The sequence below is a fragment of the Rhodococcus sp. IEGM 1330 genome, assembly GCF_033142445.1.
Classification (GTDB): Bacteria; Actinomycetota; Actinomycetes; order Mycobacteriales; family Mycobacteriaceae; genus Rhodococcoides.
The window spans coordinates 412,950-438,244 of the sequence record NZ_JAWLSB010000004.1 but is presented as its reverse complement, the minus strand read 5'-3'; the positions used below and the strand labels follow the sequence as shown (position 1 = coordinate 438,244).

Genomic DNA, 25,295 nt, shown 5'->3' with positions numbered 1-25,295 from the left:
CGAGGATTTCCTCATGTTCTGGCACCGCGCGCGATGCTCTCGCCAGCGTGGATACGGGTTACCGGCGAGTCGGGTAAACAAAAGGTAAAGCCGCTTCGAGTGACGTACTCGCTGGTAGCACTCGGACGTCCGAGCAAACCTGAGGATTTCCTCATGATTTTGTGCCAACCTTGAGCAGCGCGGAGGAGATCTGTCGACGAAGACCGGCTCACCGCTTCGACCCTGTAGCCCACGACGCACCAGGGCAGCCATCACAGCGAACGCCCCGACCCCCGAGGCGTCCACGAGAGGAATCTTCAGCCTTGACGATCAACGAGAGCACACCATCACACGGACGAGGCTCGCGAAGCACCGGCAACGCAGACAAATCCCCTAGAAGCAATGGCGGCTCTCGGACTCTGGCAGATCGTTTCGCCGCGGGCGAGCCGTACGCACTGGCCTTCGGTGGCCAGGGTGCACCGTGGCTCAGCTCCCTCGAAGAGCTGGCTCGCGACTCCGCGCTCGAACCCGAACTGACCGATCTCGTCAACGAGGCTGCAGTCACTCTCGCACCCGTTGCCGACGAGCTGCTGGTCGTGCGCTCGGTCGGCTTCGACCCGATCGGCTGGATGCTCGAACAGGACCTCGCCGACGACGACACCGCCGGCTCGTACGGACCGTCCGAGGCTGCACTGACTTCCGCTGCCGTCTCGCTTCCGGGAGTGTTCCTCACTCAGGTCGCAGCACTGCGCGCGCTGAAGTTGCAGGGACTCGATCCCGCTCAGACCCCGCCCGTCAAGGTCGTCGGACACTCGCAGGGGCTCATCGCCGCCGAATCCGTCGCAGCCGACGGCGCACAGGACGCGAGCTTCCTCGCGATCGCGCAGCTCGTGGGTGCCGCAGCAGGTCTCGTCGGCCGCCGCCGCGGCATCATCGGTGCCGGAGACCGCGCGCCGATGGTCTCGGTTGCCAACGTCGAACCGGCACGACTGCAGGCGATCATCGCCGAACTGGCAATCGCCGGAGCGCCGGAGCGATCCGCCGCCCTCGCCATCCGCAACGGCCGCCGTCGCGTCGTCCTCTCGGGACCGCCGGCCCAGCTGGCCCGCGTGCAGGAGAAGTGCGAGCAGATCGCTGCCGAGGAAGAGCGTGACCGCGACGCCAAGAAGCGTGGCGGTGCCGTGTTCGCTCCGGTCTTCGAGCAGCTTCCGGTCGAGATCGGCTTCCATCACCCCGCCCTGGCAGACGCTGTCGAACTCGTCAGCGCGTGGGCGCAGCGTTGTGGACTCGATGTCGAGCTCGCGCGCGACCTCGCACAGAAAATCCTCGTGGACTCCGTGGATTGGGTCGACGCCATCGACGGCGTCGTCGACGCCGGTGCCGACTGGATTCTCGATCTCGGTCCGGGCGACCTGCTCACCCGCATGACCACTCCGGCGCTGCGTGGACAGGGCGTCGGCATCATCGCCGCGTCCTCGCGCGGGGGCCACCGCAATCTGCTCACCCCGGGAGCTGCTCCCGAGGTCCAGCCCGCATGGTCTGCCTATGCCCCCACGCCGGTCACGTTGCCCGACGGCCGCGTCGTGGTCGAGACCTCCTTCACCAAGATGACCGGACGTTCGCCGATCCTCCTCGCCGGCATGACGCCGACGACGGTCGACGCGAAGATCGTTGCCGCAGCTGCCAATGCAGGCCACTGGGCCGAGCTCGCCGGTGGCGGCCAGGTCACCGAGGACATCTTCACCGATCGTGTCGCCGAGCTCTCCACCCTCCTCGAGCCCGGCCGCGCAATCCAGTTCAACTCGCTCTTCCTCGATCCGTACCTGTGGAAGTTGCAGCTCGGCGGACGCCGCATCGTGCAGCGCGCTCGTGCAGCGGGTGCGGCCATCGACGGCGTCGTCGTCACCGCAGGCATCCCGGAACTCGAAGAGGCAGTGGCCCTCATCGAAGAGCTGTCCGAGGCCGGCATCAGCTACGTCTCGTTCAAGCCCGGCACCGTTGCGCAGATTCGCGCCGTCATCCGCATCGCCAACGAGGTTCCGTCCTACCAGGTCAACGTTCACATCGAGGGCGGCCGCGCAGGCGGACACCACTCGTGGGAGGACCTCGACGACCTGCTGCTGACCACCTACGCGGAGCTGCGGTCACGGCCCAACCTCGTCGTCTGCGTCGGCGGCGGCATCGGCACACCCGAGCGGGCAGCGGAGTACCTCACCGGAACCTGGTCGGCCGTGCACGGCTACCCGAAGATGCCGCTCGACGGCATCCTCGTCGGCACTGCAGCGATGGCAACCCTGGAGGCCACGACGGCTCCCGAGGTCAAGCAGCTTCTGGTCGACACACCCGGAACCCCCGACTGGGTCGGTGCCGGTACCGCGAACGGCGGAATGGCCTCGGGCCGAAGCCAGCTCGGTGCCGACATCCACGAGATCGACAATGCGGCATCGCGGTGCGGCCGACTGCTCGACGAGGTCGCAGGCAACGCCGACGCCGTCTCCGATCGTCGTGACGAAATCATCGCCGCACTGGACGGCACCGCCAAGCCGTTCTTCGGTGACGTCGCCGAGATGACATACCAGCAGTGGCTCGTTCGCTACCTCGACCTGGCCATCGGAACCGACACGCGCAGCGACTTCGATTGCGGCGGCGAGTTCACCGATGCCGTGTCCGATGCACGCGAATCGGTGTGGCTCGATGTCACCTGGCGCACCCGCTTCCTGGAGATGCTGCAGCGCGCCGAGGCTCGGCTGCACCCCGTCGATCGCGGACCCATCCCCACCTTGTTCGCCGACGCCGACGTTCTCGAACGCCCGCGCGCAGCACTGAAGTCGCTGCTCGCACAGTTCCCCGACGCCGCCGACGTGGTTCTGCACCCGGCCGACATCACCTTCTTCACCTCGCTGTGCCGCATGCCCGGCAAGCCGGTCAACTTCGTCCCCGTCGTCGACGGTGATGTACGCCGCTGGTGGCGCAGTGACTCGCTGTGGCAAGCACACGACGCCCGCTACTCGGCCGATCAGGTCTGCATCATCCCCGGAACCGTCGCCGTCGCAGGCATCACCCGCGTCGACGAGCCCGTGGGCGAGCTGCTCGATCGCTTCGAGAAGGCCACCGCAGATCAGCTTCTCGCCGAGGGCGTCGAGCCCACGGCCATCGCGAGCCGTCGCCACGCCGAGATCGCACCCGGACTGCTGGGCATCGTGCTGGCTGCTCCCGACGTCACCTGGGCCTCGCGTATGACGCAGAACCCCGTTGCACGGTTAGGCGATCCGGCCGAGTGGACCGTGGAATCGGAGACGGTCGCAGCGCACCCGCAGACCGGCTCGTCGCTGACCGTGCTGGATTCCGAGCACGTGGAGCTGCTGGTTCCGCTCGCTCCGGGTAAGGAAGTTCGCATCCGCCTGACGGTTCCGGCCTCCACGATCGACGGCGGCGCTCCCGTCGTCACCGCTCAGGACGCTCAGCAGGCCATGTCGGCTCTGCTCGGAGTTGCTGCAGGCCAGGAGCTTCCGGCCGTCAAGGGCGGCGTTGCCCGGCTGAACATCGCGTGGATTCCCGATCTGATCGCCGACCACGCAGGCGTCACCGGATCCGGACTGCCGGACACACTGACCGTCAGCGGCAAAGCCGTTCCCGACGTCCTGGTCGGTGCCTGCTGGCCCGCTGTCTTCGCCGTCCTCGGTGCCACTCGCAACGCCGAGGGCATCGACGTCATCGAAGGCATGCTCGATCTGGTGCACCTCGATCACAGTGTGAATCTGGTCGGTGCATTGCCCACCGACACCTCGATTCTCGTGGTCAAGGCTGCGGCAGGAGAGGTGCTCGACACCGACCTCGGCCGCGTCGTCGAGGTCACCGTCGAGATCGGTGCCATGCTGGGCGAGGGGCTCGATGCTCCCGCCGTCGCAACTCTGGTGGAACGCTTCGCCATTCGTGGACGTACCGGCAAGGGCGAGCTCGTCGACCCGGCTCGCGCAGGCGGCTCGGTGAGCGCCGATGCTCAGGACACCCCGCGTCGTCGCCGCCGTCAGGCGACCATCGTCGCCCCGCGCAACATGGCCGCGTTCGCTCAGGTCTCGGGTGACCACAACCCGATTCACACCTCGGACGCCGCGGCTTTGCTCGCCGGCCTCGGCAGCCCGATCGTGCACGGCATGTGGCTCTCGGCCGCTGCCCAGCAGACGGTCACTGCAGTCGACCACGCGGACACCAAGACTCCGCCGCGTCGCCTCACCGCCTGGACCGCCCGCTTCCTCGGCATGGTTCGCCCCGGGGCAGAAATCGACGTTCGCGTCGACCGCACCGGATTCGATCAAGGTGCCGAGCTGATCGAGGTCTCCTGCCGTGTCGCAGGCGAACTGGTCATGGTCGCCACCGCTCGCACCGCGCCGCCGAAGACCGTCTACGCCTTCCCGGGCCAGGGCATCCAGCGTGCGGGCATGGGCCTGGACGCGCGGGCTCGCTCGAAGGCCGCACGTGAGGTGTGGGAGCGTGCCGACAAGCACACCCGCAGTGCGCTGGGCTTCTCCATTCTCGCTGTGGTGCGCGACAACCCGACGTCGCTCAAGGCGCGCGGCGTCACGCACAAGCACCCCGACGGTGTGCTGCACCTGACGCAGTTCACCCAGGTTGCGATGGCCGTTCTCGGCGTCGCACAGGTTGCCGAACTGCGTGAATCCGGTGCGTTCGTGGAGAACTCGATTCTCGCCGGCCACTCCGTCGGTGAGTACAACGCCCTCGCAGCCGTTGCCGGTGTGCTCCCGCTCGAAGCCGTCCTCGAGGTCGTCTTCCAGCGTGGTTCGGCCATGCACGCACTGGTTCCGCGTGATGCCAGCGGCCGCAGTGACTACCGCATGGCAGCGATCCGCCCGTCTCAGATCGGCCTGGCCGACGAGGACGTGCAGGGCTTCGTCGCCGGTGTCGCAGCAGAATCCGGTGAGTTCCTCGAGATCGTCAACCTCAACCTGCGCGGCTCGCAGTACGCCATCGCAGGCACGGTTGCCGGCCTCGGCGAGCTGGAGAAGAAGATCGCGATCCGCCGAGCCGAGTTCGGTGGCAAGGCCGCCTACATCATGGTTCCCGGCATCGACGTGCCGTTCCACTCCACGGTGCTGCGCGGCGGAGTCGACGACTTCCGCAACCGCCTCCAGACTCTGCTCCCCGAGCAGATCGATCCGGCGATCCTGGTGGGGCGCTACATCCCGAACCTGGTGCCCAAGCCGTTCTCGCTGGATCGCGGGTTCGTCCAGGAGATCGCCGATCTGGTTCCGTCCGAGCCGCTCAACACCGTTCTCGCGGAATTCGATTCGTGGGCCGCACGGCCGAGCGATCTGTGCCGCGTGATCCTGACCGAGCTGCTCGCATGGCAGTTCGCCAGCCCGGTGCGCTGGATCGAGACCCAGGACCTGCTGTTCGCGGACGAGTCCGACGGCGGCATGGGCGTCGAGCGCTTCGTCGAGATCGGCCTCGGTGCAACCCCGACCGTGGCGAACCTCGCGTCGCAGACACTCAAGCTGCCGGGCCGCTTCGGCCACCCGGTCGAGGTACTCAACCTCGAGCGCGAGGCTGCGATCATCTACGGCACCGACACCGACCCGGCTCCGGCCGACGAGGAAGAGTCGACACCCGTGGAGTCCGCTGCTCCGGCAGCAGCAGCTGCTGCTCCGGCTTCGGCTCCAGCACCGGCTGCAGCACCGTCCGGCGGACCTCGTCCGGACGACATCGCGTTCGTCGCGGCCGATGCGACCAAGATCCTCATCGGCCTGTGGACCAAGCTGCAGCTCGATCAGATCGGGCCCGCCGACACCATCGAGGCCCTGTGCGACGGTGTGTCCTCGCGCCGTAACCAGCTGCTCGTCGACCTCGGTTCCGAGCTCTCGCTCGGTGCCATCGACGGTGCTGCCGATGCCGACATGGGTGCGCTCTCGGGCACGGTGAACAAGCTGGCTCGTACGTACAAGCCGTTCGGTCCGGTACTCAGCGACTCCATCAACGACCACCTCCGCAAGGTCTTCGGCCCCTCGGGACGACGCCCGGCCTCGATCGCCGATCGCGTCAAGAAGACCTGGGAACTGGGCGACGGCTGGGCGCATCACGTCACCGCCGAGGTCGCTCTCGGCACCCGTGACGGTGCCTCGGTCCGCGGCGGTGCACTCGGCGGCCTGGCCGACGGCGCTCTCGCCGACGGCAATGCAGTCGACAACGTCATCGATGCGGCTGTGGCCGCGGTGGCCGCACGTCGCGGCGTCGCAGTCTCGATGCCGCAAGCAGGTGGTGGGGCCGGCGGAACCGTCGACGCTGCTGCTCTGGGTGAGTTCACCGAACACATCACCGGCCGCGACGGCGTTCTCGCCTCCGCTGCCCGGCTGGTGCTCGAGCAGCTCGGGCTGGCTGATGCGCCCAACGCTCTGCTGGCCGACGATCCCGATGCCGCTCTGGTCGAGCTGGTCTCGGCCGAGCTGGGATCCGACTGGCCTCGCCTCGTCGCCCCGGCGTTCGACGCCAAGCGCGCCGTCCTGATCGACGACCGGTGGGCCACCGCCCGTGAGGACCTGGCCCGGTTGTGGCTCGGTACCGCAGGCGATATCGCGGTCGAGTCCTTCGCCGGCGCAGGTAATGCTGTTGCATTGCAGGCGCAGTGGTGGAAGGCCAAGGCCGACTACGAGAACAAGACAGTGCTGGCCGAAACCTTCGGACGCATCGCGGACATCGCGGTCGCATCCGAGGACAAGGGCCAGTGGTCCGACGAGGTCGCAGTGGTCACCGGCGGCAGCAAGGGCTCCATCGCAGCTGCGGTGACGGCCAAGCTGCTGGCCGGGGGAGCGACGGTCTTCGTCACCACCTCCAGGCTCGACGACGAGCGACTCGGCTTCTACCGCAGCCTCTACCGCGACAACGCTCGCAGCGGAGCGTCGCTCTGGGTGGTTCCGGCGAACATCGCGTCGTACACCGACGTCGATGCGCTCATCGAGTGGATCGGCAGCGACTTCATCGACACCGCCGGTGGCGCAAAGACTCTGGTCAAGGCCGGCGTCACACCGACGATGCTGTTCCCGTTCGCCGCACCTCGGGTCGTCGGCGAGATGTCCGACGCCGGAGGTCGCGCCGAGATGGAGATGCGCGTGCTGCTCTGGTCGGTCGAGCGCCTGATCGGCGGACTGTCCAAGGTCGGCTACGACAACGACATCGACACGCACCTGCACGTGGTGCTGCCGGGATCGCCGAACCGCGGAATGTTCGGTGGCGACGGTGCCTACGGCGAGTCCAAGGCTGCACTGGATGCCGTTGTCGCCAAGTGGGGTTCGGAGAAGAACTGGGCCGAGCGGGTGTCCATCGCCCACGCTCACATCGGTTGGGTCCGCGGAACCGGCCTGATGGGCGGCAACGACCCCATCGTCGAGGCCGTCGAAGCCGAGGGTGTGCGCACCTGGTCGACCGAGGAGATGGCAACCGAGTTGCTGCAGCTGTGCACGCCTGCCGCTCGCCGTCAGGCCGCTCAGGAGCCGATCGTCGCCGATCTCACCGGTGGATTGGCCAGCACCAAGCTGAACCTCGTCGAACTCGCTCGGGACGCGGCTGCGGCCGCAGCCGAGAAGGTCGAAGCGACAGTGGACGATTCGGTGATCGCGGCACTGCCCGCACCGCCGCGTCTGTCGACGTCGACCACCGCTCCGGCGTGGCCGACACTCGATGTCGACCCGAAGGATCTGGTCGTCATCGTCGGTGCGGGTGAGCTCGGACCCTATGGTTCGGCGCGTACTCGTTTCGAGATGGAGGTCGACGAGCAGCTCTCTGCCGCAGGCGTACTCGAACTCGCGTGGAACACCGGCCTCATCGCCTGGGAGAACGATCCCAAGCCGGGTTGGTACGACATCGAGTCCGGTGACCTGGTGCCCGAGGAGGACATCGCCGACAAGTACCACGACGTCGTGGTCGAGAAGTGCGGTATCCGCACCTACGGCGACGACGGCGCGATGGTCGGCAACACCGCTCCGCTGATGACCTCGATCTTCCTCGACAACGACCTGACGTTCGTGGTCGGAACCGAGATCGATGCACGGTCGTTCGCAGCAGCGGATCCCGAGCACACGCTGATCACACCGGTCCCGGATTCGAGCGACTGGCAGGTCACTCGCAAGGCGGGCACCGAGATTCGCGTTCCGCGCAAGATGAAGCTCACTCGCACGGTCGGTGGACAGATTCCGACCGGATTCGATCCCACCAAGTGGGGCATCTCGCCCGACATGGCCAGCTCGGTCGACCGTGTCGCACTGTGGAACATCGTCACCACGGTCGACGCGTTCATCTCCTCGGGCTTCAACCCGTCGGAACTGATGCGCTGGGTGCACCCCACGCTGGTGGCCAACACGCAGGGCACCGGCATGGGCGGCATGGAATCGATGCGCTCGCTGTACATCGACACCCTGCTCGGTGATGCTCGTGCGAACGACATCCTGCAGGAGGCTCTGCCGAACGTCGTTGCTGCGCACGTGGTCCAGTCGTACATCGGTAGCTACGGCGCGATGGTTCACCCCGTCGCCGCCTGCGCCACCGCGGCCGTCTCCGTCGAAGAAGGCGTCGACAAGATCAAGCTGGGCAAGGCGCAGCTCGTGGTCGCCGGCGGCTTCGACGACCTGAGCAACGAAGGCATCATCGGCTTCGGTGACATGTCGGCCACCGCGGACTCGGCGGCGATGACCGCCAAGGGCATCAGCGATCGACGGTTCTCTCGAGCGAATGACCGCAGGCGGGGTGGATTCGTCGAATCCCACGGCGGCGGAACGATTCTGCTCGCTCGCGGAGACCTGGCCCTCGAGATGGGCCTGCCGGTCCTCGGAGTGGTGGCCTACGCACAGTCGTACGGCGACGGAGTGCACACGTCCATCCCGGCTCCGGGACTCGGCGCGCTCAGTGCCGGTCGCGGCGGCAAGGATTCGGCGCTCGCGCTCTCGCTCAACGCACTGGGAGTCAGTGCAGACGACGTGGCCGTGATCTCCAAGCACGACACCTCCACTGCAGCCAACGACCCGAACGAGGCGGAACTACACACCCGCCTCGCCAAGGCCATCGGCCGTTCGGACGGCGCTCCGCTGTTCGTCGTCTCGCAGAAGAGCCTCACCGGACACTCGAAGGGTGGAGCGGCTGCCTGGCAGCTGATCGGCCTGTGCCAGGTGCTGGCCAACGGCGTCATCCCGCCGAATCGCAGCCTCGACTGCGTCGACGACAAGATGACCGCGTTCGAGCACCTGGTGTGGGCTCGGGAGCCGCTGCGCTTCGGTGACTCGGTACCGCTCAAGGCAGGTCTGCTCACCTCCCTCGGATTCGGGCACGTGTCCGGACTCATTGCAGTGGTGCACCCGCAGGCGTTCCTCGAGGCCGTTCCGGCCGAGAGGCGCGAGGCCTACATCGCCCAGGCGAACGAGCGCCGCATTGCCGGTCAGCGCAGACTGATCTCGGCAATGGTGGGAGGAGACTCCCTCTACGAACGGCCCGACGATCGACGACTGGGTCATGACGGGACGCCTGCCAAGGCATCTCGCGAACTGGAGGCAAACGTGTTGCTCAACGAGTCGGCTCGCCTCGGCGACGACGATGTCTACTTCTCCGGTCTGCCGGGGTGCAAGTAGATATGGCGATCTTGGGAGTGGGTTTCGACCTGGTGACGGTGTCCGACTTCGCCGAGCAGATGGAGAAGGTCGGCACGACGATGATCCGCGACAGCTTCACCGCGGGTGAGCGTCGACATGCCGCGACGAAGAGTTCCGACCCGACCCGCCACTACGCAGCACGGTGGGCCGCCAAGGAAGCAGTTCTGAAAGCCTGGGCGACGTCTCGATTCGCTCGGCCGCCGCAGATCGGCGACAACCCGTATCCGTTGATCGAGGTGGTCAACGACGCGTGGGGCCGGCCGTCCATCAAGCTGCACGGCATCGCGCAGGAGTTCCTGCCGACGGTCAAGATTCATCTGTCGCTGACACACGACGGCGATATCGCTGCTGCGGTGGCGATTCTGGAGGAGTGAGTTCGCTCCGAAAACGAGTCAGGCCCGTCCGATCCAGGTGATCGGGCGGGCCTTTCGTCTGCACGGGCTCGGGTTGCTCAGGCTTGCTCGTTATCGCTCGCCGAGCCGCCGGAACGCCTGCTCTCCTTCTCGGCGACGAGCAGATACGCCATCATGATGCGTTTGAGCTCGGCGACGGCGTCCTCGTGACTCTGGCCATCCTGCACGGAGAAGTTGAGCATCGAGTAGACGATGTGCACCAACACCTGAGCCATGAGGTTGCGGCGATGCCGAGGCGTACGCGGAGTGAGCGGTCCGAGCATGCGCGAGACCTGCTCGGCGAACTCCCGCTCGTGAATCACCCCGGTTGCGCGCGTCGACGGTGTCGATTGCATCGCGAGCCACACTTCACGGCGCGACGGATCGGTCATCCACATGCCGGCCATGTGGTCGACGAAGTTGTTGAGGAACCGCACCCAGTCCAGGGACGGGACTTCGCCGTCGAACTCGGCGAGTTCCTGTTGGACCCCCACGAGGTCCTGGCGGTTGAGCTCGCAGACGATGACGTACTTGTTGGCGAAGAACTGGTAGAGCGTGCCGATCGGGAGTTCGGCGCGCGACGCGACTTCCTCGCAGGTGAACGACTCGAAACCCACGTCACTGAGCAGCTCGCGTGAGGCCTGGAGCAGCGCGTCGAACTTGCGCTGGCTGCGTTCCTGGGTGGGACGCCGTCGCGGCATGAGCTCCTGAGTCTGTGCCGTCGACTCGAGCGCGGCGTCGAGACGGCGCGAGGACTGGGCACGAGCAGAGGATTCCACCCGGTCAGGCTATCCGGCGCCGGTGCTCGTTATCCACAACGGTCCGGTAGGTCACTCCCACAGGCTCCGGTTCTCGGTCGGACACGCGTGTCCCAGCCGGAGGTTTCGAAGAAACCTGGGGTCGACGACAACTGCTGGTTCCTCATACTGTGACAAACTCCAAGACCGATCTGGACCAATTTAACCGTCAACAGGTATGGTTTAGGTAACAGAACCAAATTCCGTGCAGGGTGATCGTTATTCGGAACGGCTGAATGACGTTCATGGTCGGGTGCCTCCACCCTGAGCACAGGGAGACTGCCATGACAACTATTGGTATAGCGATCGAATCTGGCTCGATGCAGACAATCCTCTTCGAGCCGACCTCAGGCGAGGTACTCGCCGATCGGACGACCCCGCTCGATCCCGACGCGGCCTCAGCTCTGACCACAGCGATCGAGACGATGCGAGCCGAGGCGGCGACGCTCGACGCACACGTGGACGCAGTGGGCGTGGTGTATCGAACCGAGGACGAGCGCGTCGAGTTCGCAGCCGCCCTGGGCGACGAACCCGCAGTGCTGTCGTCCGCATCCGATTCGTTCCTCGGCTGGCTCGCAACCTCGAAGGAATTCGCCGACGCGAAGACCGTCCTTCTGTACTACATGGGCGATACGGGCGTGTCCATCTCTCTCGCCGACGCTGCCGACGCCTCTATCACCCCGGCGAAGACTGCTGCGCTGGACTCGATGTCGCCCGAGCGCATCGGCAGCACCATCCCACTGGCGTGGGAAGTGGTGGATCAGTCCGGCAAGAAGCCGGAGTTCGTGGCCCTCTTCGGTGACTCGTCGAGCAATCGAGACCTGGTCGACATCCTGTCTCTCGGACTCGGCGTTCCCGTCGTGCGCGTAGGTGATGCGGACCAGGTCGCAGCGCGGGGAGCTGCGCTGCTGGCGCAACAGGACGAGCCGGCAGCGGTGGCCTCTGCGCCGGTGGCGATCGAGGACTCGGAGCCGGTCGGGGCCGCCGACATCGAGGTCGTCGAAGCCGACGAGGCCGACGCCGAGATTACCGACTTCGCTCCCGAGGAGACCGTCGAGGTAGCGAAGGCTGCGGATCTCGACACGGTGGTAGCGCCGCTTCCGGTGCCTGCAGTGCTGTCGGTTGTCGGCGCGAAGCCGGCTCGGTCGGGAGGCTCCGGGCGCAAACTCGTGTTCGCCGCAGTGCTGCTGGCCGGGGTGCTCTCCGCAGGTGTCGCGGTCGCTGCGACGTTGCCGGGTGAATCCGAGTCGACCGCCGAGCAGAGCGTCGATCGACGCGATGCCGGTGCGGATCTGGTGGGGGCAACACGGCAGGCGGATCCGACGACGTCCGACCCGGTTGCCGCCGTGGCTCCGCCGGCACCGGCCATTGCGCCGCCGCCCGAGACGATTCCCCCGACGGTGGACCCATCGACAGTTGTCGAGCCTGCACCGACGACTGAGGCTTGGGCGACGCAGGTTCCGCCGCGTCAGGCTGTGGCGGCCCCGCCCCCGGCACCGACGCCGTCACCGACCACGGTGGCCCCTCCGCAGTTCACCGTTCCTGTTCCCGTTCCAGAGCCGGGCAAGTCGCCCGAACAGCTCGAGCAGGAAGCGTGGGATCGGCACTGGCAGCAGACGGGGCAGTGGTTCGAGCAGGAGTTCTCCGGCGGCTGACGGTGACGAGTGATGACAGACTGGCTATGGCCGTCTGTCATTTTCTCGTCTGGAGGATTCATGCCCGCCGATGTTCGATCTGCAATCGAAGCAGCGATGCCCCGAGCAAAGGCGGAATTGGCCGAGCTGGTTCGGTTCACCTCGGTGCACGATCCCCGGCAGTTTCCGGTCGAGGAATGCACCGGTGCGGCGCAGTGGGTGCAACGGGCCTTTGTCGACGCGGGCATTCCCGACGTCCAACTGATCGAGACGGTCGACGGCTCACTGGCGGTGGTCGGTTCGCGGCCGGCTCGCGCGGGAGCGCCGACCGTTCTGCTTTACTCGCACTACGACGTTCAACCTCCGGGTGACGGAACACTTTGGGACAGTGAGCCTTTCGAGCTCACCGAACGGGACGGTCGTTGGTACGGGAGGGGTTCGGCGGACTGCAAGGGCAATGTGATCATGCATCTGCTGGCGCTTCGGGCGCTTGGGGAGTCGCTCGACGTCGGCGTGCGGATCGTCTGCGAGGGTTCGGAAGAGATGGGCACCGGCGGGTTGGAAGCGCTCGTGGAGCAGCGCCCCGAACTGTTTTTCGCAGACATTGTGGTCATTGCCGATACCGGCAACGCGAAGGTGGGTTTGCCGACGGTCACCACCACGCTCCGCGGTATCGCCGACGTAGTGGTGCATGTGGAAACCCTTGCCGGAGAGGTGCACTCGGGCATGTACGGCGGTCCTGCGCCGGATGCCCTCGCCGCGTTGGTGGAGATGCTCTCCACGTTGCGCAACGAGCGGGGCGACACCGTGGTCGACGGCCTGGACGGAACGCAGACCTGGGACGGGGTCGAGTACGACGCCGAGCAATTTCGCGCCGATGCCGGGGTGCTCGATGGCGTCGGGCTCGCGGGTTCGGGCTCGGTGGCCGAGGCGGTGTGGGCGCGGCCCGCTCTGACGATTCTGGGGATCGACTGCCCACCGGTCGTGGGGTCGGCTGCCGCGATCTCGCCTCGTGCGTCGGCGCGGCTCAATCTGCGGGTGCCCCCGGGGATGGACCCGCAGCGCGCTCAGGATGCGTTGGTGGCTCATCTGGAGGCGCGTGCGCCATGGAATGCGCGGGTCACCGTCGAGCGTGACGCGATCGGTTCGCCGTTTCGGGCCAGGACCGATGGGCCGGGTTACGCGGCGCTGTCCGAGGCGTTGGAGGAGGCCTTCGGGCATCCCATGGGGACGGCCGGTCAAGGTGGGTCGATTCCGCTGTGCAACGCGCTGGCTCAGGTGTTGCCGGACGCCGAGATCGTGCTGATGGGCGTCGAGGAACCTCGGTGTCGGATCCACGCTCCCAACGAGAGCGTGGACCCGACGGAAATCGAGAAGATGGCCGTCGCCGAGGCATTGTTCCTGCAGCGACTGACGCGATCGGAAAGCTAGGTCTCGGACGGCTGAGTCTCAGACAGCCAGATCGCGGCGGAGCTTGGCGACGTGGCCGGTGGCGCGGACGTTGTATTGCGCCACCTCGATCTTGCCGGATTCGTCGACGAGGAACGTGGAGCGGATGACGCCCTCGTAGACCTTGCCGTAGTTCTTCTTCTCCCCGAATGCGCCCCACGCCTGCAACGTCGTCTTCTCCTCGTCCGCGAGCAAGGGGAACGTCAGCTCTTCCTTGTCGCGGAACTTGGCGAGCTTGGCGGGCTTGTCGGGGGAGATGCCGATGACTTCGAGGCCTTCGCCGTTGAGCTCGGCGAGGCTGTCGCGGAAGTCGCAGGCCTGCTTGGTGCAGCCAGGGGTGCTCGCGGCGGGGTAGAAGTAGACGATCACCTTCTTGCCTGCATAGTCGGCGAGAGAGACGTCGTTGCCGTCGGCATCGGGCAGGGTGAACGCCGGAGCGGTGTCGCCCGGCTCGAGCTTGCTGTATTCGGTCACCGCACGAGAGTATCGAAATATCGGCGTGCTCTAGGCTCGACTGCGACCGAGACTATTTGCAACAAGTTGGAGGACACGTGGCCAAGGACACCGACCGAATCGAGCGCGAGATCGAGGCCGCTCGCAATCAGCTCGCCAGCACCCTGGACGAGCTGAGCGTCCGTGCCAGCCCCAAGAACATCGTCGCCAACACCAAGCAGTCCGTGGTGGCCAAGCTCAACGAGCCGGCAGTGAAGTTCACCCTCCTGGGAGTGGGCGCAGTGGTAGCAGTTCTCGTGGTTCGCAGAATCTTCAACTGACGCGGGCAGGTGCTCCGACCAGCCGATTTCACATCTGGCAGCATCTGCTGTTAATGTTTCTCCCGCACCGCAGAGAACACGCGGTGCGGATCGGCGCCATTAGCTCAGTTGGTTAGAGCAGCTGACTCTTAATCAGCGGGTCCGGGGTTCGAATCCCTGATGGCGCACACTGAAACACCCCGTCACCAGTGAAAAGCTGGAGGCGGGGTGTTTCGTTTCTCCTCTGTTTTGCCCCAACTCATCACTTACTCATCACTTTGAGGCCACAGTGATGAGTTGGTTGCTTCCTGTCTGCTCGGCGCTCCGCGCAACCCATGAGGTCGTCCTCGAGCCTGCGGTCCGTTTGCGGTCGCGAAGTTCGTGGGTGAATCGGTACCAGGTTGCGGCGAGTGCGGTTCCTCCCGCTGCCGAGATCCGTCCGGAGTTGCCACCGCACGGGGCTAGGCCTGACCGGCCACGCGCCGGTGTCAGCCGGACCTTGATGCCAGGAGGCCTACGCCTTGGGCGCAAACTCGTTCAGGGCGTCGCTCATGTCTGGGGCCAAGGTCACTCGCTGGATGTAGTGCGCCTCGGTGACCCTCGTGTTGGCGTGACCTAGCTGAACCTGAGCCGCCTCAACCCCGTGAGTCCCTTTCACCAGAGTGGCGTGGGTCCTTTCAAGGGTGTGGGGAGTAACCCAGTCGAAGTCGTCGCCGCGTGCAGCTCGCCACGGCCTCCGAACATTCGATGGTGACACCCAATTCCCGGTTCCCGTCACAAACAGGGCATTCTCCGGGTTCTGAAACGTCGGCATCGCGAGCCTGCGCCGGAGCGCCGTGACTGCGAACGGCGGGAGTACTACGGTGAGCGGAGGTGCATCGCCTTTGCGGAAATTCTGACGGAAGAGTCGTTCACCGGCCGCTCGCGGAACAACAAGAGTTCGGTTCGCCACCCGAGAAGTCGCAAGCCCGACGGTGAGCATTGGTATCGCCGACTCCGGAGCGCGGCCCCTCGTGGCTGTGTTCCCGGCCACGCTAGGCCGGGCGGACGCCGCAATGTACGTCGCGAAGGGCGCGGGCGGCAACACTGTCTACATCCACGACGAGACCTCAGTGACGCCCGACGACAAGTGATCCCCTTTCCGCCGGTTCACGGACCTGACTTCGGACCATCGACGCCTCGTGCTCGGTGGACTTGTCTCGACCAGCTGTGCAGGGGGACTGTTTCCATGTCAAACACATGCGCGATGCGGCGTCGTTCTGCTGTCCCGCCCGTTGGAGATAAGTCCGAAATAACCGCCGGTGGATAGGGCTTTCGGGTTGGAACCGCTGAGTGCACCACCGGCTTTCCTGATCCGCACCTCTGCAGAGTGCAACAGCCGGGATAGGCCGTCGCCGGGTAGCGTGATCGATATCGCGTGCGCAATAGGATCGTCGCTGACTGATCAGACGGGCACCGCTTCGGCCAGGAACGCCAACTGTTCCGCGGTGACGGTGGCGAACAGTGGCTCGACGTACGGATCGAAATGACCACCCGCGTGGGTCTTCACGGTGGAGTTCCGCATGTTCGACGCGGCCGTGAGCGCAACCTTGGTCGGGGTGATGGCGTCTTCGGTGACGATCTGCACCAGAGCGGGACATGTAATCGTCGACGCATGGCGCCCAGGAGAGTACAGGCCGATACGAAGCAGGATGCGCCCCGCGACGTTCGTCGGGTTCGCGTCCGGGGCCAGGCCCGACTCTGTCGTCAGTTTGGCGTAGCCCCCTTCAGAGTCGGGGGTGGGCATCACCGCCACTGTGCCGGGTGCGCCGAATGCTTCGACGTAAAGGGGCGGGCGCCCGAGCAGGCTGCGCACCTGGTCACCGAGGGCGAACGGGGCGAGACGCAGTGACTGCTTGACGCCGGTGGCCCGAACGGCCGCCGGCCCGCTGACGTGTGGTACCTGCGCGATGATCGAGGCAAGGGGTTCGCCCGTTCCCGCGAGCGTGATGACGTGTCCGCCGGAGAAGGACGTCCCCCAGGCGACGATCTTCGACGCGTCGACACCGTCCAGCGTGCGGGCGAACGTCAGGGCGCTGCGCCAGTCGTCGAGCTGCGCCGAGATGTCGAGTACCTGGCGTGGCTCGCCGTCGCTGTCGCCGAAGCCGCGGTAGTCGAAGACGACGACTGTGTACCCGGCGTCGGCGAACTACTCGGCGTAGGCATAGAGACGCATGGCCCGTACGCCGCTGAAGTCATGCGCCATGACCACCACCGGACCGGTCGGCGACGGGGGACGGAACACCACGGTCGCGCAGCGAACCCCGCTCGAGTCGAACCATTCCTCGGTACGCGTGAACGTCTTGTAGCTTCCCTCGCTTCGTCATCGACAGTAGATTTCCAATCGAGCAGTCGACTTCGACGCATCTTTCTGCCGCAGGCCAAGACCGGCCGTCAGGCCGAGAATTCGGCATGCAGCTCGGGAAGGAAGCCCGCGAGGTGATTCATCTCTTGTCCGCAATGCAACAGTAGGTCCCTGCCGAGGTCGAGCCCGAGATCGAGATCAGCGGGGTCGAGCGATGCACCTCGTTGCACCGCGCATGCTGCTTGTTCCGGATTCGGCACGTGCAAACCGCGAAGATTGAGATAGAACCGACTGCGCATCTCCGCGCCGCCTGCGATAGGACGCACCTGGTGGGCAAGCCAGCCCAGTTCGACCGGTGCGATGGAACTTCCGACCCTTCCGAAAACAACCGTCTGATCGGAAGGGACGGTGAACCCGTGCGTCACCGGATCCCGAAATTCGATGCTCAGTTGCTGCAGTTTGGGGCCAACGTACTCGTCGACGTATGACGTGTTGCCAACATATCTGGCCCGGTCTGGGAGGGTCCCGCCGGTGAGGTCCGTCTTCGTCGATGCGTGCAAATGCGCGTCGGGATGCCACAGCTTGTACCGCGCAGATTCGGACGAGTGCCATCCGAACCACCAGTCCCACATCGCCGCGGTGACTCGCGGCATGACCGTCTTGACCGCAATGAAGAGAACCCCGTCCGCCATCTGCCCGTACCCGGTTTCGATGGGTGAGTAGCCGGATGTGCCGAGATCGGTTGTCAGCCCGTCGAATCGAGGTATCGAACCGACCTGAAGCGGGGGTGATTCGAAGGCGTCCTGCACAAACTGCGGTGCCGGTGTCGTTCTCACCGCCATGTAATGGGCGTACGGCTTTGCTCGGTCTTCGGCCCGGTATCCCTGGTAACGAGGCGAGCACACGGGCAGAAACGGAGCAGCGCTTGTTCGTGGCGCCTGCGCGATCGTTGCAGCCACAGCAGCCACAGCGGCCGCAGCACCGGTACCGAGGAGCTGCCTCCGACTCAGATTCGAATTCCTCAACATCCGTTGAAGGTATACGACATCGGAGTGCGGCCGCAACGGGCTGGACATCGGTGTGGCCGTCCGAACGGTTCTCTATTGCAGCCGTGCCACAGGTCGACTCATGTAACGCCACTCCGGTCCGGCCGGAGTCTGAGGCATTGTCGCGGTCAACCGGCACGGGAGGCGTGCCGCCGGTTGACCAGTGGTCGGGCACGCTCCCGTCGAAGTAGCCTTCGTGGATGGACAATGACGATGTCACTACCTGTCATGAAGTATCTCAGCATGTGGATTCGGCCTGATGGGCTCAGCAGCATAGGGCTGGCCGAGTAGCGAGGATTTGTGCAAGGGAGCGTCGGGGGCAAGGCCTCGCCGCTATGGAGCGCGACATGCCGGGAACCGTAGAGGGTTCTGTTCAACTTCATGGAAGTTGGTTGGCAAGGCGAGTGGCACGAAAGTCTCAAGCCTCAGTGAATCGTTCCGCTTTCGGGCGGATGGTTCATCGAGACGCAGGATGGAACGCGAATCGAAATGGGTCCGGGTGAGATTCACTGGGATCGAGACCTCGGGACGAACGGACCATTGCGCCGCCATTCATGTCGACGGGTCCATCGGTGCGCCCATCCGGGAACCCGACGAGGCGGAGCAGAAGCCTTGCACCGACACCGAATTGGACCGTTACCGGCGGGTGGGCGAGTTCATGGAGTCGGAGTTCGGGTACATCTTCATCCAGTCGACGCGTCCGCAACCGATCGGTGCTGCTCTGACCGACAGTCCCATCGGTCAGTTGTCATGGATGCTGGACAAATTCCGCGCGTGGACGTATCCGTTCGACGAGGAACCGGATGGTGCTCTCGGCCGTAACCGGATACTCGCCCATGTCACCCTGTATTGGTTGACGCGGAGCGCCGGTAGCGCCGCTTACACCGTGTACGCGGCCGAGGGTGGGGCCTGGGCCGGTCCGCAGGTAAAGCCGTCACAACCGGTGGGTGCCATCATGTTCGCGCACGACATCGGCATCAGGCACCTTGCGGAACAGGAGTTCGACATCGTGCACTGGACCGATGTTCCGAATCACGGTGGTCACTTTGCGGCGATGGAGGAGCCGGTGCGTCTTGCGGCGGATCTGCGCCTGTTTCTGTCTTCGTTATCGCCGGCCGGTTGACCGACCTCTCGGACCGCCGTACGTGGGGAGCGACGATCGGGCGAGTCGACCGACCGCCTACGAAGAAATTTCACGCACTCACCAGCAGGGCTAACGGCGCGTGCTGGCCGGAGTGCGCCAAAAACGTTGTCAGTATACAGAATTGGAGTCCAGAGACGTTCAGTTGAATCCATTTCGAGGGACTTGAAATCCGCAGAATATCGCAACTCGAATCGATTGCCATGGATTGCGTTTCGTCGACGCGAGTGGATCCGCAAGAATGCGCTGTGCGCTTTCACATCATGGAGTCGCCTGTAACGGCGCGGCGAGGATGGCGTGCAACTACCGACGGCGAACCCCATCGTTGCTTCCCTCGAAGACGGGGAGCGCCAGCGCATCCTGCAACAGTCCGGCGAAGGGCAGATCGTCTCTGTATCCGCTGACTCCGACAACGGGCAGGGTCCTGGTCACCTTCGATTCATACGGACGGGTTCGTGCGCGCGTGAGGTGTCTCAGACCAGCCGGCGCAGTGTGTGCGGCGCCGACCGATCTGGGTGCGCGCGTCGGCTGAAGGAGGTCTGCGAAGCGGTCGTGCCCACATGGCATCTCTACGACGACCTCTTCGCCTCTGATTATCCGAGACTTATCGGACTACGTTTTCGAGCGAAAGCTGTTTTCCACTATCGTGTTTCGGAGAGTCCCCAGTCGATCGACCTCGACTTCCACCTCATCGCCCGGATGGAGGAGCCATGGGGGTGTACGCGAGTAGCCGACACCCGACGGAGTCCCGGTTGCCAACAGATCGCCGCGCCGCACGGTGAAGGTGCGGGAGATGTACGCGAGTGTGTCACCGACCGTGTAGACCATGTCGTCGGTCCGTGCGTCTTGAACCGTATTTCCGTTCACGCGGGTGGTGATACGCAATCCGTCGCGCAGGTCGCCGACCTCGGCGGCGGGCACCAAGGGGCCGACGGGGCCGGAGCGGTCGGCGTTCTTGCCGAGGATCCATTGCGACGTGACCTTCTGGGCGCGCCGGGCAGTGATGTCGTTGAAGGTGGAGTATCCGATCACCGCGGCGAGGGCGTCGTCCGAGGTCGAGTCAACGAGGTCGGCTCCGACCCAGGCCATCACCTCGCCTTCCCAGTCGAGACCGTCCTCCTCCGAGGGCACCGGAATGAAGTCGCCGTCCACGGTCAGAGACGTCGACCACCGCGCGAACAAGGTCGGAACCTCGGGGAGCGGCTCCGACCGATAGCTGCCTTCGGCGACGTGCTTCAAATAGTTGAGGCCGATGCAGATCACGCGCGCGCCTGGAAGGACCGGCGGGACGAACCGGACCTCATGGGCGTCGCCGCTCAGCACCTCCGTGCCCCCGCGCGCGATGTGCCCCGCCGGGTCCGACCAGAACTCGGCGAGGCTCGCGACTACGGTCACCTTTCCGTCGTCGGAGAGATCGGCCACCTCGACGAGGTTCGTTCCGTGTCGTTCGATTCCTACCAAACGCATGGGAGGGACTCCTTCGATTCGATGTGCTGGAGATGAGGAACAAAACCTTGTAAACCTTCGCATGTTTATGCTTCTATGGTGACTATGCCTGCATCCGAGCCCCGTCTGCAAGGGGCAATTTCACGCCGACCGGCAGCACCGATTGCGCCTCGCACACGCGCGGAGGAGCTTGCTGCTGTGCTCGACGATCGAATCAGGACGGCAGAGATGGCGGCGGGGGAGTCGGTCGGCACTCTCGAATCCTTGCGGGCCGAAACGGGATTCGCGTACTCGACGGTCAGCGAAGCGGTGCGATTGCTCCGTGACCGAGGCATCATCGAGATTCGACCGGGTCGGGGCGGCGGGTTGTTCGTGGCCGAATCCGGTCCGATCGTCCGCCTGCGCCGTACGTTGCTCAGCGTGTCGGACGACCCCGCTACCGTGGCCGATGCAATCGAGCTGCGCGATCACCTCGAACTGCTCATCGACGTCACGGCCGCACGGCACTGCGGACCGCGCGACGCCGCCGACCTGAAATTCGCGCTGAGTGCGATGGAGTCGGCGACCTCCTGGGACGATTTCGTGCATGCGAATTGGGCTCTGCATGAGCGGATTGCCGCCATCTGCCCCAACGACATGGCTCGGGCCGTGTACGTCGGAACACTCGGTCATCTGAACTCGGCGTCGTCGCGCATCGACGCAGCCGACGCCGAGCCGTATCGCCGTGAGCGCTACCGCATTCATGCCGATCTCGTCGACGCCATCGTCGGGGGTGACGTCCCCGCCGTGCGGGAGGTCGTTTCCCGGCACAACACCACCACAGCGTGAAGGACCCGTCATGACCGGAGAGTTTCGTCAGTACCTGTTCGACCACGACCATCCCCGATTGGCGGACGTGCGGGGAATGGATCCGAACACGTACCGAAAAGCCGCGCGTGAGGAGGGCACCTTCACCGGGGACCTGGTTGCTGGGTGGACTCCGCTGTATCTGAACGACTTTCGAGGCGTCACCGAGGATGGAACGCTGCGTGAGGGTGTTCACGACTTCGAGCCCGCCCGCCCGGGCGAAGAGGCTCCGGTCGCGGCAATGGTGGCCGCGGCGCAGGACTTTCTCGCAGCACTCGATCCTGAATCACGAACCTGCGTGAGCTTTCCGGTCGATGCCCCGCAATGGCAGACCTGGGCCAACCCCGAATTCATGCAATTCGACACCGGCCTGCGTCTGGAATTCCAGCCGACCGAGGTGCGCGAGAAGGCACTGGCTCTGATGGCAGCTTCGTTGAGTCCGGAAGGATTCGAGCTTGCCCACACCATGATGTTGATCAATGGTTTTCTCGGCGAGGTCGTGGGCCTGCAGAGCATCCTGAGCGAATTCAGTTACAACATAGCCCTGTACGGCACGCCCGACGTCACGGTGCCGTGGGGATGGCATGTGTTCGGACACCACATGGCAGTGAATTGCCTCGTCGTGAACGGCCGCATGGTGGTCAGTCCCGCCTTCCTCGGTGCCGAGCCGAACGAGATCGACGAGGGGCCGTACGCCGGCACCGAGTCGTTCACACCCAGAATCGATCTCGCTGTTCGCCTGATGAGCAGGCTCACGGCCGAGGAACGCAGTGCTGCAACGGTGTACGAGAACATGGTGGATCCGGCCATGCCGCGCGGCAGAGTACATCCCGGCGACGAGCGACATCTAGCCGGTGCATTTCAGGACAACCGGCAGATCCCGTTCGAGGGCGTTCGAGTCGCCACTCTGTCCGATGATGCGCAAAAAATTGCTCTGGACATCGTCGAACAATTCGTCGCCCTGCTGCCGGCAGGCCCGCGCGCAGCCAAAATGCGTGAGGTCACCGAACATCTACCCGACACCTGGTTCTCGTGGATCGGCGGCCACCAGCCGGGCGACGTCTTCTATTACCGAATTCAGTCGCCGGTTGTCATCGCGGAACTCGATCATCACTGCGGTGTGTTTCTGAACTACGACACCCCGAAACCGTTCCACATCCATACCGTCCTGCGGACACCGCACGGCAACGACTACGGGCGTTCGTGGGTTCGGCAGTGGCAGCGGGCCGGGCGGTGAGCGAAGCCGCCGATGTCGTCGAAGCTGTTGCGCGTCATCGAATCGCAAACCTGCTGAACAGCTACACCGACATCGCCGACCGTAAGGACCTCGATGCCGTGGTCGATCTGCTCGGTGGTGCGCGGGTGCAGTTCCCGCATCGCAGTTACTCCTCACCGGACGCGGCGCGTGGTTTCTTCGCCGACCTGTGGGCGGGGCCTACCGGTCACCGACACGACACCGGCAACCTGCGGGTGTTTCCGGGTGACGCGGAGCGATGGAACGCGCATGCTCACTACACGCGGTGGATTTTCGACCCGGAACCGGTTCTGCACACGCTCGGTGAGTACACACTGGAGATCGATGGAACGGACTGGTCGATTCGCGCGTTGACGGTCACCCGTACGTGGACGAAAGGATGAGGCAGTGGCAAATATCGGTCGAGCCACCCTGGTGCTCGACGCCATTGCCGAGAGTCAAGGATCTCTCACGCTGACCGAACTCGCCACTCGCACAGGGTTACCGAGGTCGACGGTGCATCGTATCGCTCGATCCCTCGAGAACGAGCTGTTCGTCGTACGGGGCCAGGGTCGGCCGGGGTACGCACTCGGACCCGGTCTGCTCAAGTTCGGTATGAATGCCCATCTGCGCCTCCTGTCCACCAACCGTCCGCAACTGGTGCGGGTTGCCCGCGCGGTCAACGAAAACGTCGAACTCGCCGTATTCAGCGGTCGAGAAGTGGTCGTCGTGGATCAACTTGCTTCGCCGGAGCGGCTACGGGGAGTGACCAAGGTCGGAAAGAGTTTCTCACTCCATGCCAGCTGCATCGGGTTGGCGCTCCTCGCGCACCTGCCGGCCAAGCAGGTGGATGACCTGATGTCTCTGCCGCTCCGACAGTTCACGACCAACACCGTCACCGACCTGGAGAAGCTCGAGCGCAGGTTGGTCGACATCCGCCGTACGCACATAGCAGTCGACGTCGAAGAGCACGACCTCGGTATCTGCGCCGTGGCAACAGGATTCATCGGGCCTACGGGGGCTCTGCAGGCCGTGAGTGTTGTGATGCCGACGTCGCGATTCGCACAGAAGAGGGCGCATGCGATCGAAGAGTTGCAGCGCATCAATCCGGCGGTCCGCGTCTCGTCGATCGACGATGTCGCCCCCTGCTGACGTTTTACGCCCCGCTGGGTATCACTGCTGCGGTGTAACGATCGTCACGGCCGTTCGCACGATTGTCGCGTTGCGCCAGCGCTGATCGATCGGCGAAGAACAACGCGACGACGGCCACGAGGCAGAGACCGGCGGACGAGGCGAAGAGCGAAAACAGGCCACTCGCGCCACCGACGGCGATTGCACTTCCTCCGAGGACCGGTCCCAGAAACGCCCCGATGAAGGACGTGCCGTTCGACCAGCCCAGTGCGGTGGCGCGGACCGGAAGCGGAAAGATGTCGGCGGTGGTGGTGTGCACCAGATTCATCGTCGAGTGCCCGCCGATTCCCATCAAGGCCACGCAGGCGATGGTGGTCGCCACCGATTGCTCCAACACGACGATGCCGATCAGCCCGAAGAGCGTGCACGAGCTGGTGACGATCGAGATCAGTGCGGATCCGTGTCGATCGGATGCCCACGCGGTGGCGAAGGACCCGGCAACCGCAGCACCGGTGAGCGTGAACATGATGAGCAGTGCGCTGCTGAGCGAGTACCCGATGTCGACCATCGCCTGGGTGCCCCAGACGTTGAGGCCCTGCCATGCAACCATGTTCGCAACGGCGCAACCGGCAATGATCAGTGTCGCGGTCAGGCCGCGCCCGACGAACATGGTCCGTAGTTTCTGCGCGGTCGACCACGATCTTCCGGCCACTTCCTGCGGAGTGTCGGTCGGAATCGTCATCACTGCGACGGCGATCATGATCGCGACAGCGGTGCCGGCCCCGACGAAGAACATGGGGCGCCATCCGAACGCCGGAAGTACCGGTATGGCCAGCAGCGAGGCAACCACTCCGCCGAGCGGGATTCCGGCCATCGTGACTGTGACGACCAACGACGCGTGCTTCGACGCCGAGCTGTTGCGCGCCGCCGTCATGGCACTGGTCAGCGCCCCGCCTATTCCGAATCCGGTGACGAACCGTGCTATCGCGAGCATGGGGACGCTGGTCGCGCACCCGGTCAGGACAGCACCGAGCGCGAATACTCCGATTGCGATCAGCAACACGTTCTTTCGTCCGACTTTGTCGGCCACCCATGGGGCAAGTACCGATCCACAGATGGCCCCGATGTAGACGAGTCCGCCGACGAGACCCGTCTGCTGGTCGGTCAAGCCGAGAGAGGCGTCGCCCAGGAGAAGCGGTACCACCGATCCGAATACGATCAGGTTGAAGCCCTCGATGACGGTGATGAACATGCACAACACGATGACGCGGGTGTGCGATCGGACTTCTGCGTCGGCGGGTGTGGTGCGGGACGATGTCGGGTGCATTGACTTCTCCGAATTCAAGGGGATCGGGCTCGACTGACCATCGTGATCCTGCCGACGAGATGTGATCCAAATAACACCCCGTCCCGATTTCCGAGACACTTCTGCGTGCAATCGACCCGAAGGTGACCGC

At 65.0% G+C, this 25,295-nt stretch carries 17 protein-coding genes, 1 tRNA gene and 1 pseudogene; 12 read left to right on the top strand and 7 right to left on the bottom strand.

Annotation, left to right across the window (positions count from 1 at the left end; translation table 11 throughout):
- Window positions 1-302 precede the first annotated feature (302 nt).
- Together R4P57_RS12870 and R4P57_RS12865 are read left to right on the top strand one after the other, a co-directional pair.
- Complete coding sequence (locus R4P57_RS12870; RefSeq protein ID WP_317803217.1) at window positions 303-9,605, top strand: polyketide synthase; 9,303 nt, start codon at window positions 303-305, stop codon at window positions 9,603-9,605.
- A gap of 2 nt (window positions 9,606-9,607) precedes the next feature.
- The gene (locus R4P57_RS12865) at window positions 9,608-10,000 is read left to right on the top strand and encodes a holo-ACP synthase (protein ID WP_032375969.1); all 393 of its coding nucleotides are present in this window, start codon (window positions 9,608-9,610) and stop codon (window positions 9,998-10,000) included.
- Between the two features lie 77 nt (window positions 10,001-10,077).
- Here the strand turns inward: R4P57_RS12865 and R4P57_RS12860 are convergent, their stop codons facing one another.
- Window positions 10,078-10,719, bottom strand: a complete 642-nt coding sequence (locus tag R4P57_RS12860) for a TetR/AcrR family transcriptional regulator (protein ID WP_373454935.1) — start codon at window positions 10,717-10,719, stop codon at window positions 10,078-10,080.
- A gap of 380 nt (window positions 10,720-11,099) precedes the next feature.
- Here R4P57_RS12860 and R4P57_RS12855 point away from each other — a divergent pair, with 380 nt between their 5' ends.
- Together R4P57_RS12855 and R4P57_RS12850 are read left to right on the top strand one after the other, a co-directional pair.
- Window positions 11,100-12,470 (top strand): hypothetical protein, encoded by a 1,371-nt coding sequence (locus R4P57_RS12855; RefSeq protein WP_317803216.1) that lies wholly within the window; start codon window positions 11,100-11,102, stop codon window positions 12,468-12,470.
- A 60-nt stretch (window positions 12,471-12,530) separates the two neighbouring features.
- Complete coding sequence (locus R4P57_RS12850; RefSeq protein WP_317803215.1) at window positions 12,531-13,880, top strand: dipeptidase; 1,350 nt, start codon at window positions 12,531-12,533, stop codon at window positions 13,878-13,880.
- Between the two features lie 18 nt (window positions 13,881-13,898).
- Here R4P57_RS12850 and bcp read toward each other — a convergent pair whose 3' ends face one another.
- Window positions 13,899-14,372 carry a thioredoxin-dependent thiol peroxidase gene (gene bcp, locus R4P57_RS12845; RefSeq protein ID WP_317803214.1) on the bottom strand — a complete coding sequence of 158 codons (474 nt, stop codon included), beginning with the start codon at window positions 14,370-14,372 and terminating at the stop codon, window positions 13,899-13,901.
- A 77-nt stretch (window positions 14,373-14,449) separates the two neighbouring features.
- Between bcp and R4P57_RS12840 the strand changes: the two genes are divergently transcribed.
- The 3 genes from R4P57_RS12840 to R4P57_RS12830 all read left to right on the top strand — a co-directional run bounded on the left by R4P57_RS12840 (window position 14,450) and on the right by R4P57_RS12830 (window position 15,783).
- Entirely contained in the window at window positions 14,450-14,671 is a 222-nt protein-coding gene (locus R4P57_RS12840; RefSeq protein WP_032375974.1) for a DUF3618 domain-containing protein, read from the top strand.
- Window positions 14,672-14,764: 93 nt separating this feature from the next.
- Window positions 14,765-14,838 (top strand) — tRNA-Lys (locus R4P57_RS12835).
- A 786-nt stretch (window positions 14,839-15,624) separates the two neighbouring features.
- Window positions 15,625-15,783, top strand: a complete 159-nt coding sequence (locus tag R4P57_RS12830; RefSeq protein ID WP_317803213.1) for a hypothetical protein — start codon at window positions 15,625-15,627, stop codon at window positions 15,781-15,783.
- A gap of 311 nt (window positions 15,784-16,094) precedes the next feature.
- Here R4P57_RS12830 and R4P57_RS12825 read toward each other — a convergent pair.
- Together R4P57_RS12825 and R4P57_RS12820 are read right to left on the bottom strand one after the other, a co-directional pair.
- Window positions 16,095-16,778 (bottom strand): annotated as a pseudogene (locus R4P57_RS12825) (alpha/beta hydrolase); the annotation flags it as partial.
- 305 nt (window positions 16,779-17,083) lie between these two features.
- Window positions 17,084-17,836 (bottom strand): DAPG hydrolase family protein, encoded by a 753-nt coding sequence (locus tag R4P57_RS12820; RefSeq protein WP_317803212.1) that lies wholly within the window; start codon window positions 17,834-17,836, stop codon window positions 17,084-17,086.
- Window positions 17,837-18,539: 703 nt separating this feature from the next.
- Here R4P57_RS12820 and R4P57_RS12815 point away from each other — a divergent pair.
- Complete coding sequence (locus tag R4P57_RS12815) at window positions 18,540-19,163, top strand: hypothetical protein (RefSeq protein ID WP_317803211.1); 624 nt, start codon at window positions 18,540-18,542, stop codon at window positions 19,161-19,163.
- Window positions 19,164-19,484: 321 nt separating this feature from the next.
- Here R4P57_RS12815 and R4P57_RS12810 read toward each other — a convergent pair whose 3' ends face one another.
- Together R4P57_RS12810 and R4P57_RS12805 are read right to left on the bottom strand one after the other, a co-directional pair.
- Window positions 19,485-19,613, bottom strand: a complete 129-nt coding sequence (locus tag R4P57_RS12810; protein WP_317803210.1) for a hypothetical protein — start codon at window positions 19,611-19,613, stop codon at window positions 19,485-19,487.
- Between the two features lie 180 nt (window positions 19,614-19,793).
- Window positions 19,794-20,648 (bottom strand): fumarylacetoacetate hydrolase family protein, encoded by an 855-nt coding sequence (locus R4P57_RS12805; RefSeq protein WP_317803209.1) that lies wholly within the window; start codon window positions 20,646-20,648, stop codon window positions 19,794-19,796.
- 75 nt (window positions 20,649-20,723) lie between these two features.
- Between R4P57_RS12805 and R4P57_RS12800 the strand changes: the two genes are divergently transcribed.
- Genes R4P57_RS12800 through R4P57_RS12785 form a run of 4 tightly spaced genes read left to right on the top strand, consistent with a single transcriptional unit; the run spans window position 20,724 to window position 23,859 of the window.
- Window positions 20,724-21,455, top strand: coding sequence for a FadR/GntR family transcriptional regulator (locus R4P57_RS12800; protein WP_411742353.1), 732 nt, complete (start codon window positions 20,724-20,726; stop codon window positions 21,453-21,455).
- A 10-nt stretch (window positions 21,456-21,465) separates the two neighbouring features.
- Entirely contained in the window at window positions 21,466-22,710 is a 1,245-nt protein-coding gene (locus R4P57_RS12795; RefSeq protein WP_317803208.1) for a DUF3500 domain-containing protein, read from the top strand.
- Window positions 22,677-23,111 carry a hypothetical protein gene (locus tag R4P57_RS12790; RefSeq protein WP_317803207.1) on the top strand — a complete coding sequence of 145 codons (435 nt, stop codon included), beginning with the start codon at window positions 22,677-22,679 and terminating at the stop codon, window positions 23,109-23,111. The genes R4P57_RS12795 and R4P57_RS12790 overlap by 34 nt, the downstream gene beginning before the upstream one ends.
- A gap of 4 nt (window positions 23,112-23,115) precedes the next feature.
- Window positions 23,116-23,859: an IclR family transcriptional regulator gene (locus R4P57_RS12785; protein WP_317803206.1), complete on the top strand. Its 744-nt coding sequence runs from the start codon at window positions 23,116-23,118 to the stop codon at window positions 23,857-23,859.
- 4 nt (window positions 23,860-23,863) lie between these two features.
- Here the strand turns inward: R4P57_RS12785 and R4P57_RS12780 are convergent, their stop codons facing one another.
- Window positions 23,864-25,165 (bottom strand): aromatic acid/H+ symport family MFS transporter, encoded by a 1,302-nt coding sequence (locus tag R4P57_RS12780; protein ID WP_317803205.1) that lies wholly within the window; start codon window positions 25,163-25,165, stop codon window positions 23,864-23,866.
- Between the last annotated feature and the right edge of the window lie 130 nt (window positions 25,166-25,295).

Coding starts and splice junctions, on each gene's coding strand:
- R4P57_RS12865 (WP_032375969.1), top strand. CDS start 9,608: ATGGCGATCTTGGGAGTGGGTTTCGACCTGGTGACGGTGTCCGACTTC.
- R4P57_RS12860 (WP_373454935.1), bottom strand. CDS start 10,719: ATGCCGCGACGGCGTCCCACCCAGGAACGCAGCCAGCGCAAGTTCGAC.
- R4P57_RS12855 (WP_317803216.1), top strand. CDS start 11,100: ATGACAACTATTGGTATAGCGATCGAATCTGGCTCGATGCAGACAATC.
- R4P57_RS12850 (WP_317803215.1), top strand. CDS start 12,531: ATGCCCGCCGATGTTCGATCTGCAATCGAAGCAGCGATGCCCCGAGCA.
- R4P57_RS12820 (WP_317803212.1), bottom strand. CDS start 17,836: ATGGCGGTGAGAACGACACCGGCACCGCAGTTTGTGCAGGACGCCTTC.
- R4P57_RS12805 (WP_317803209.1), bottom strand. CDS start 20,648: ATGCGTTTGGTAGGAATCGAACGACACGGAACGAACCTCGTCGAGGTG.
- R4P57_RS12800 (WP_411742353.1), top strand. CDS start 20,724: ATGGTGACTATGCCTGCATCCGAGCCCCGTCTGCAAGGGGCAATTTCA.
- R4P57_RS12795 (WP_317803208.1), top strand. CDS start 21,466: ATGACCGGAGAGTTTCGTCAGTACCTGTTCGACCACGACCATCCCCGA.
- R4P57_RS12780 (WP_317803205.1), bottom strand. CDS start 25,165: ATGCACCCGACATCGTCCCGCACCACACCCGCCGACGCAGAAGTCCGA.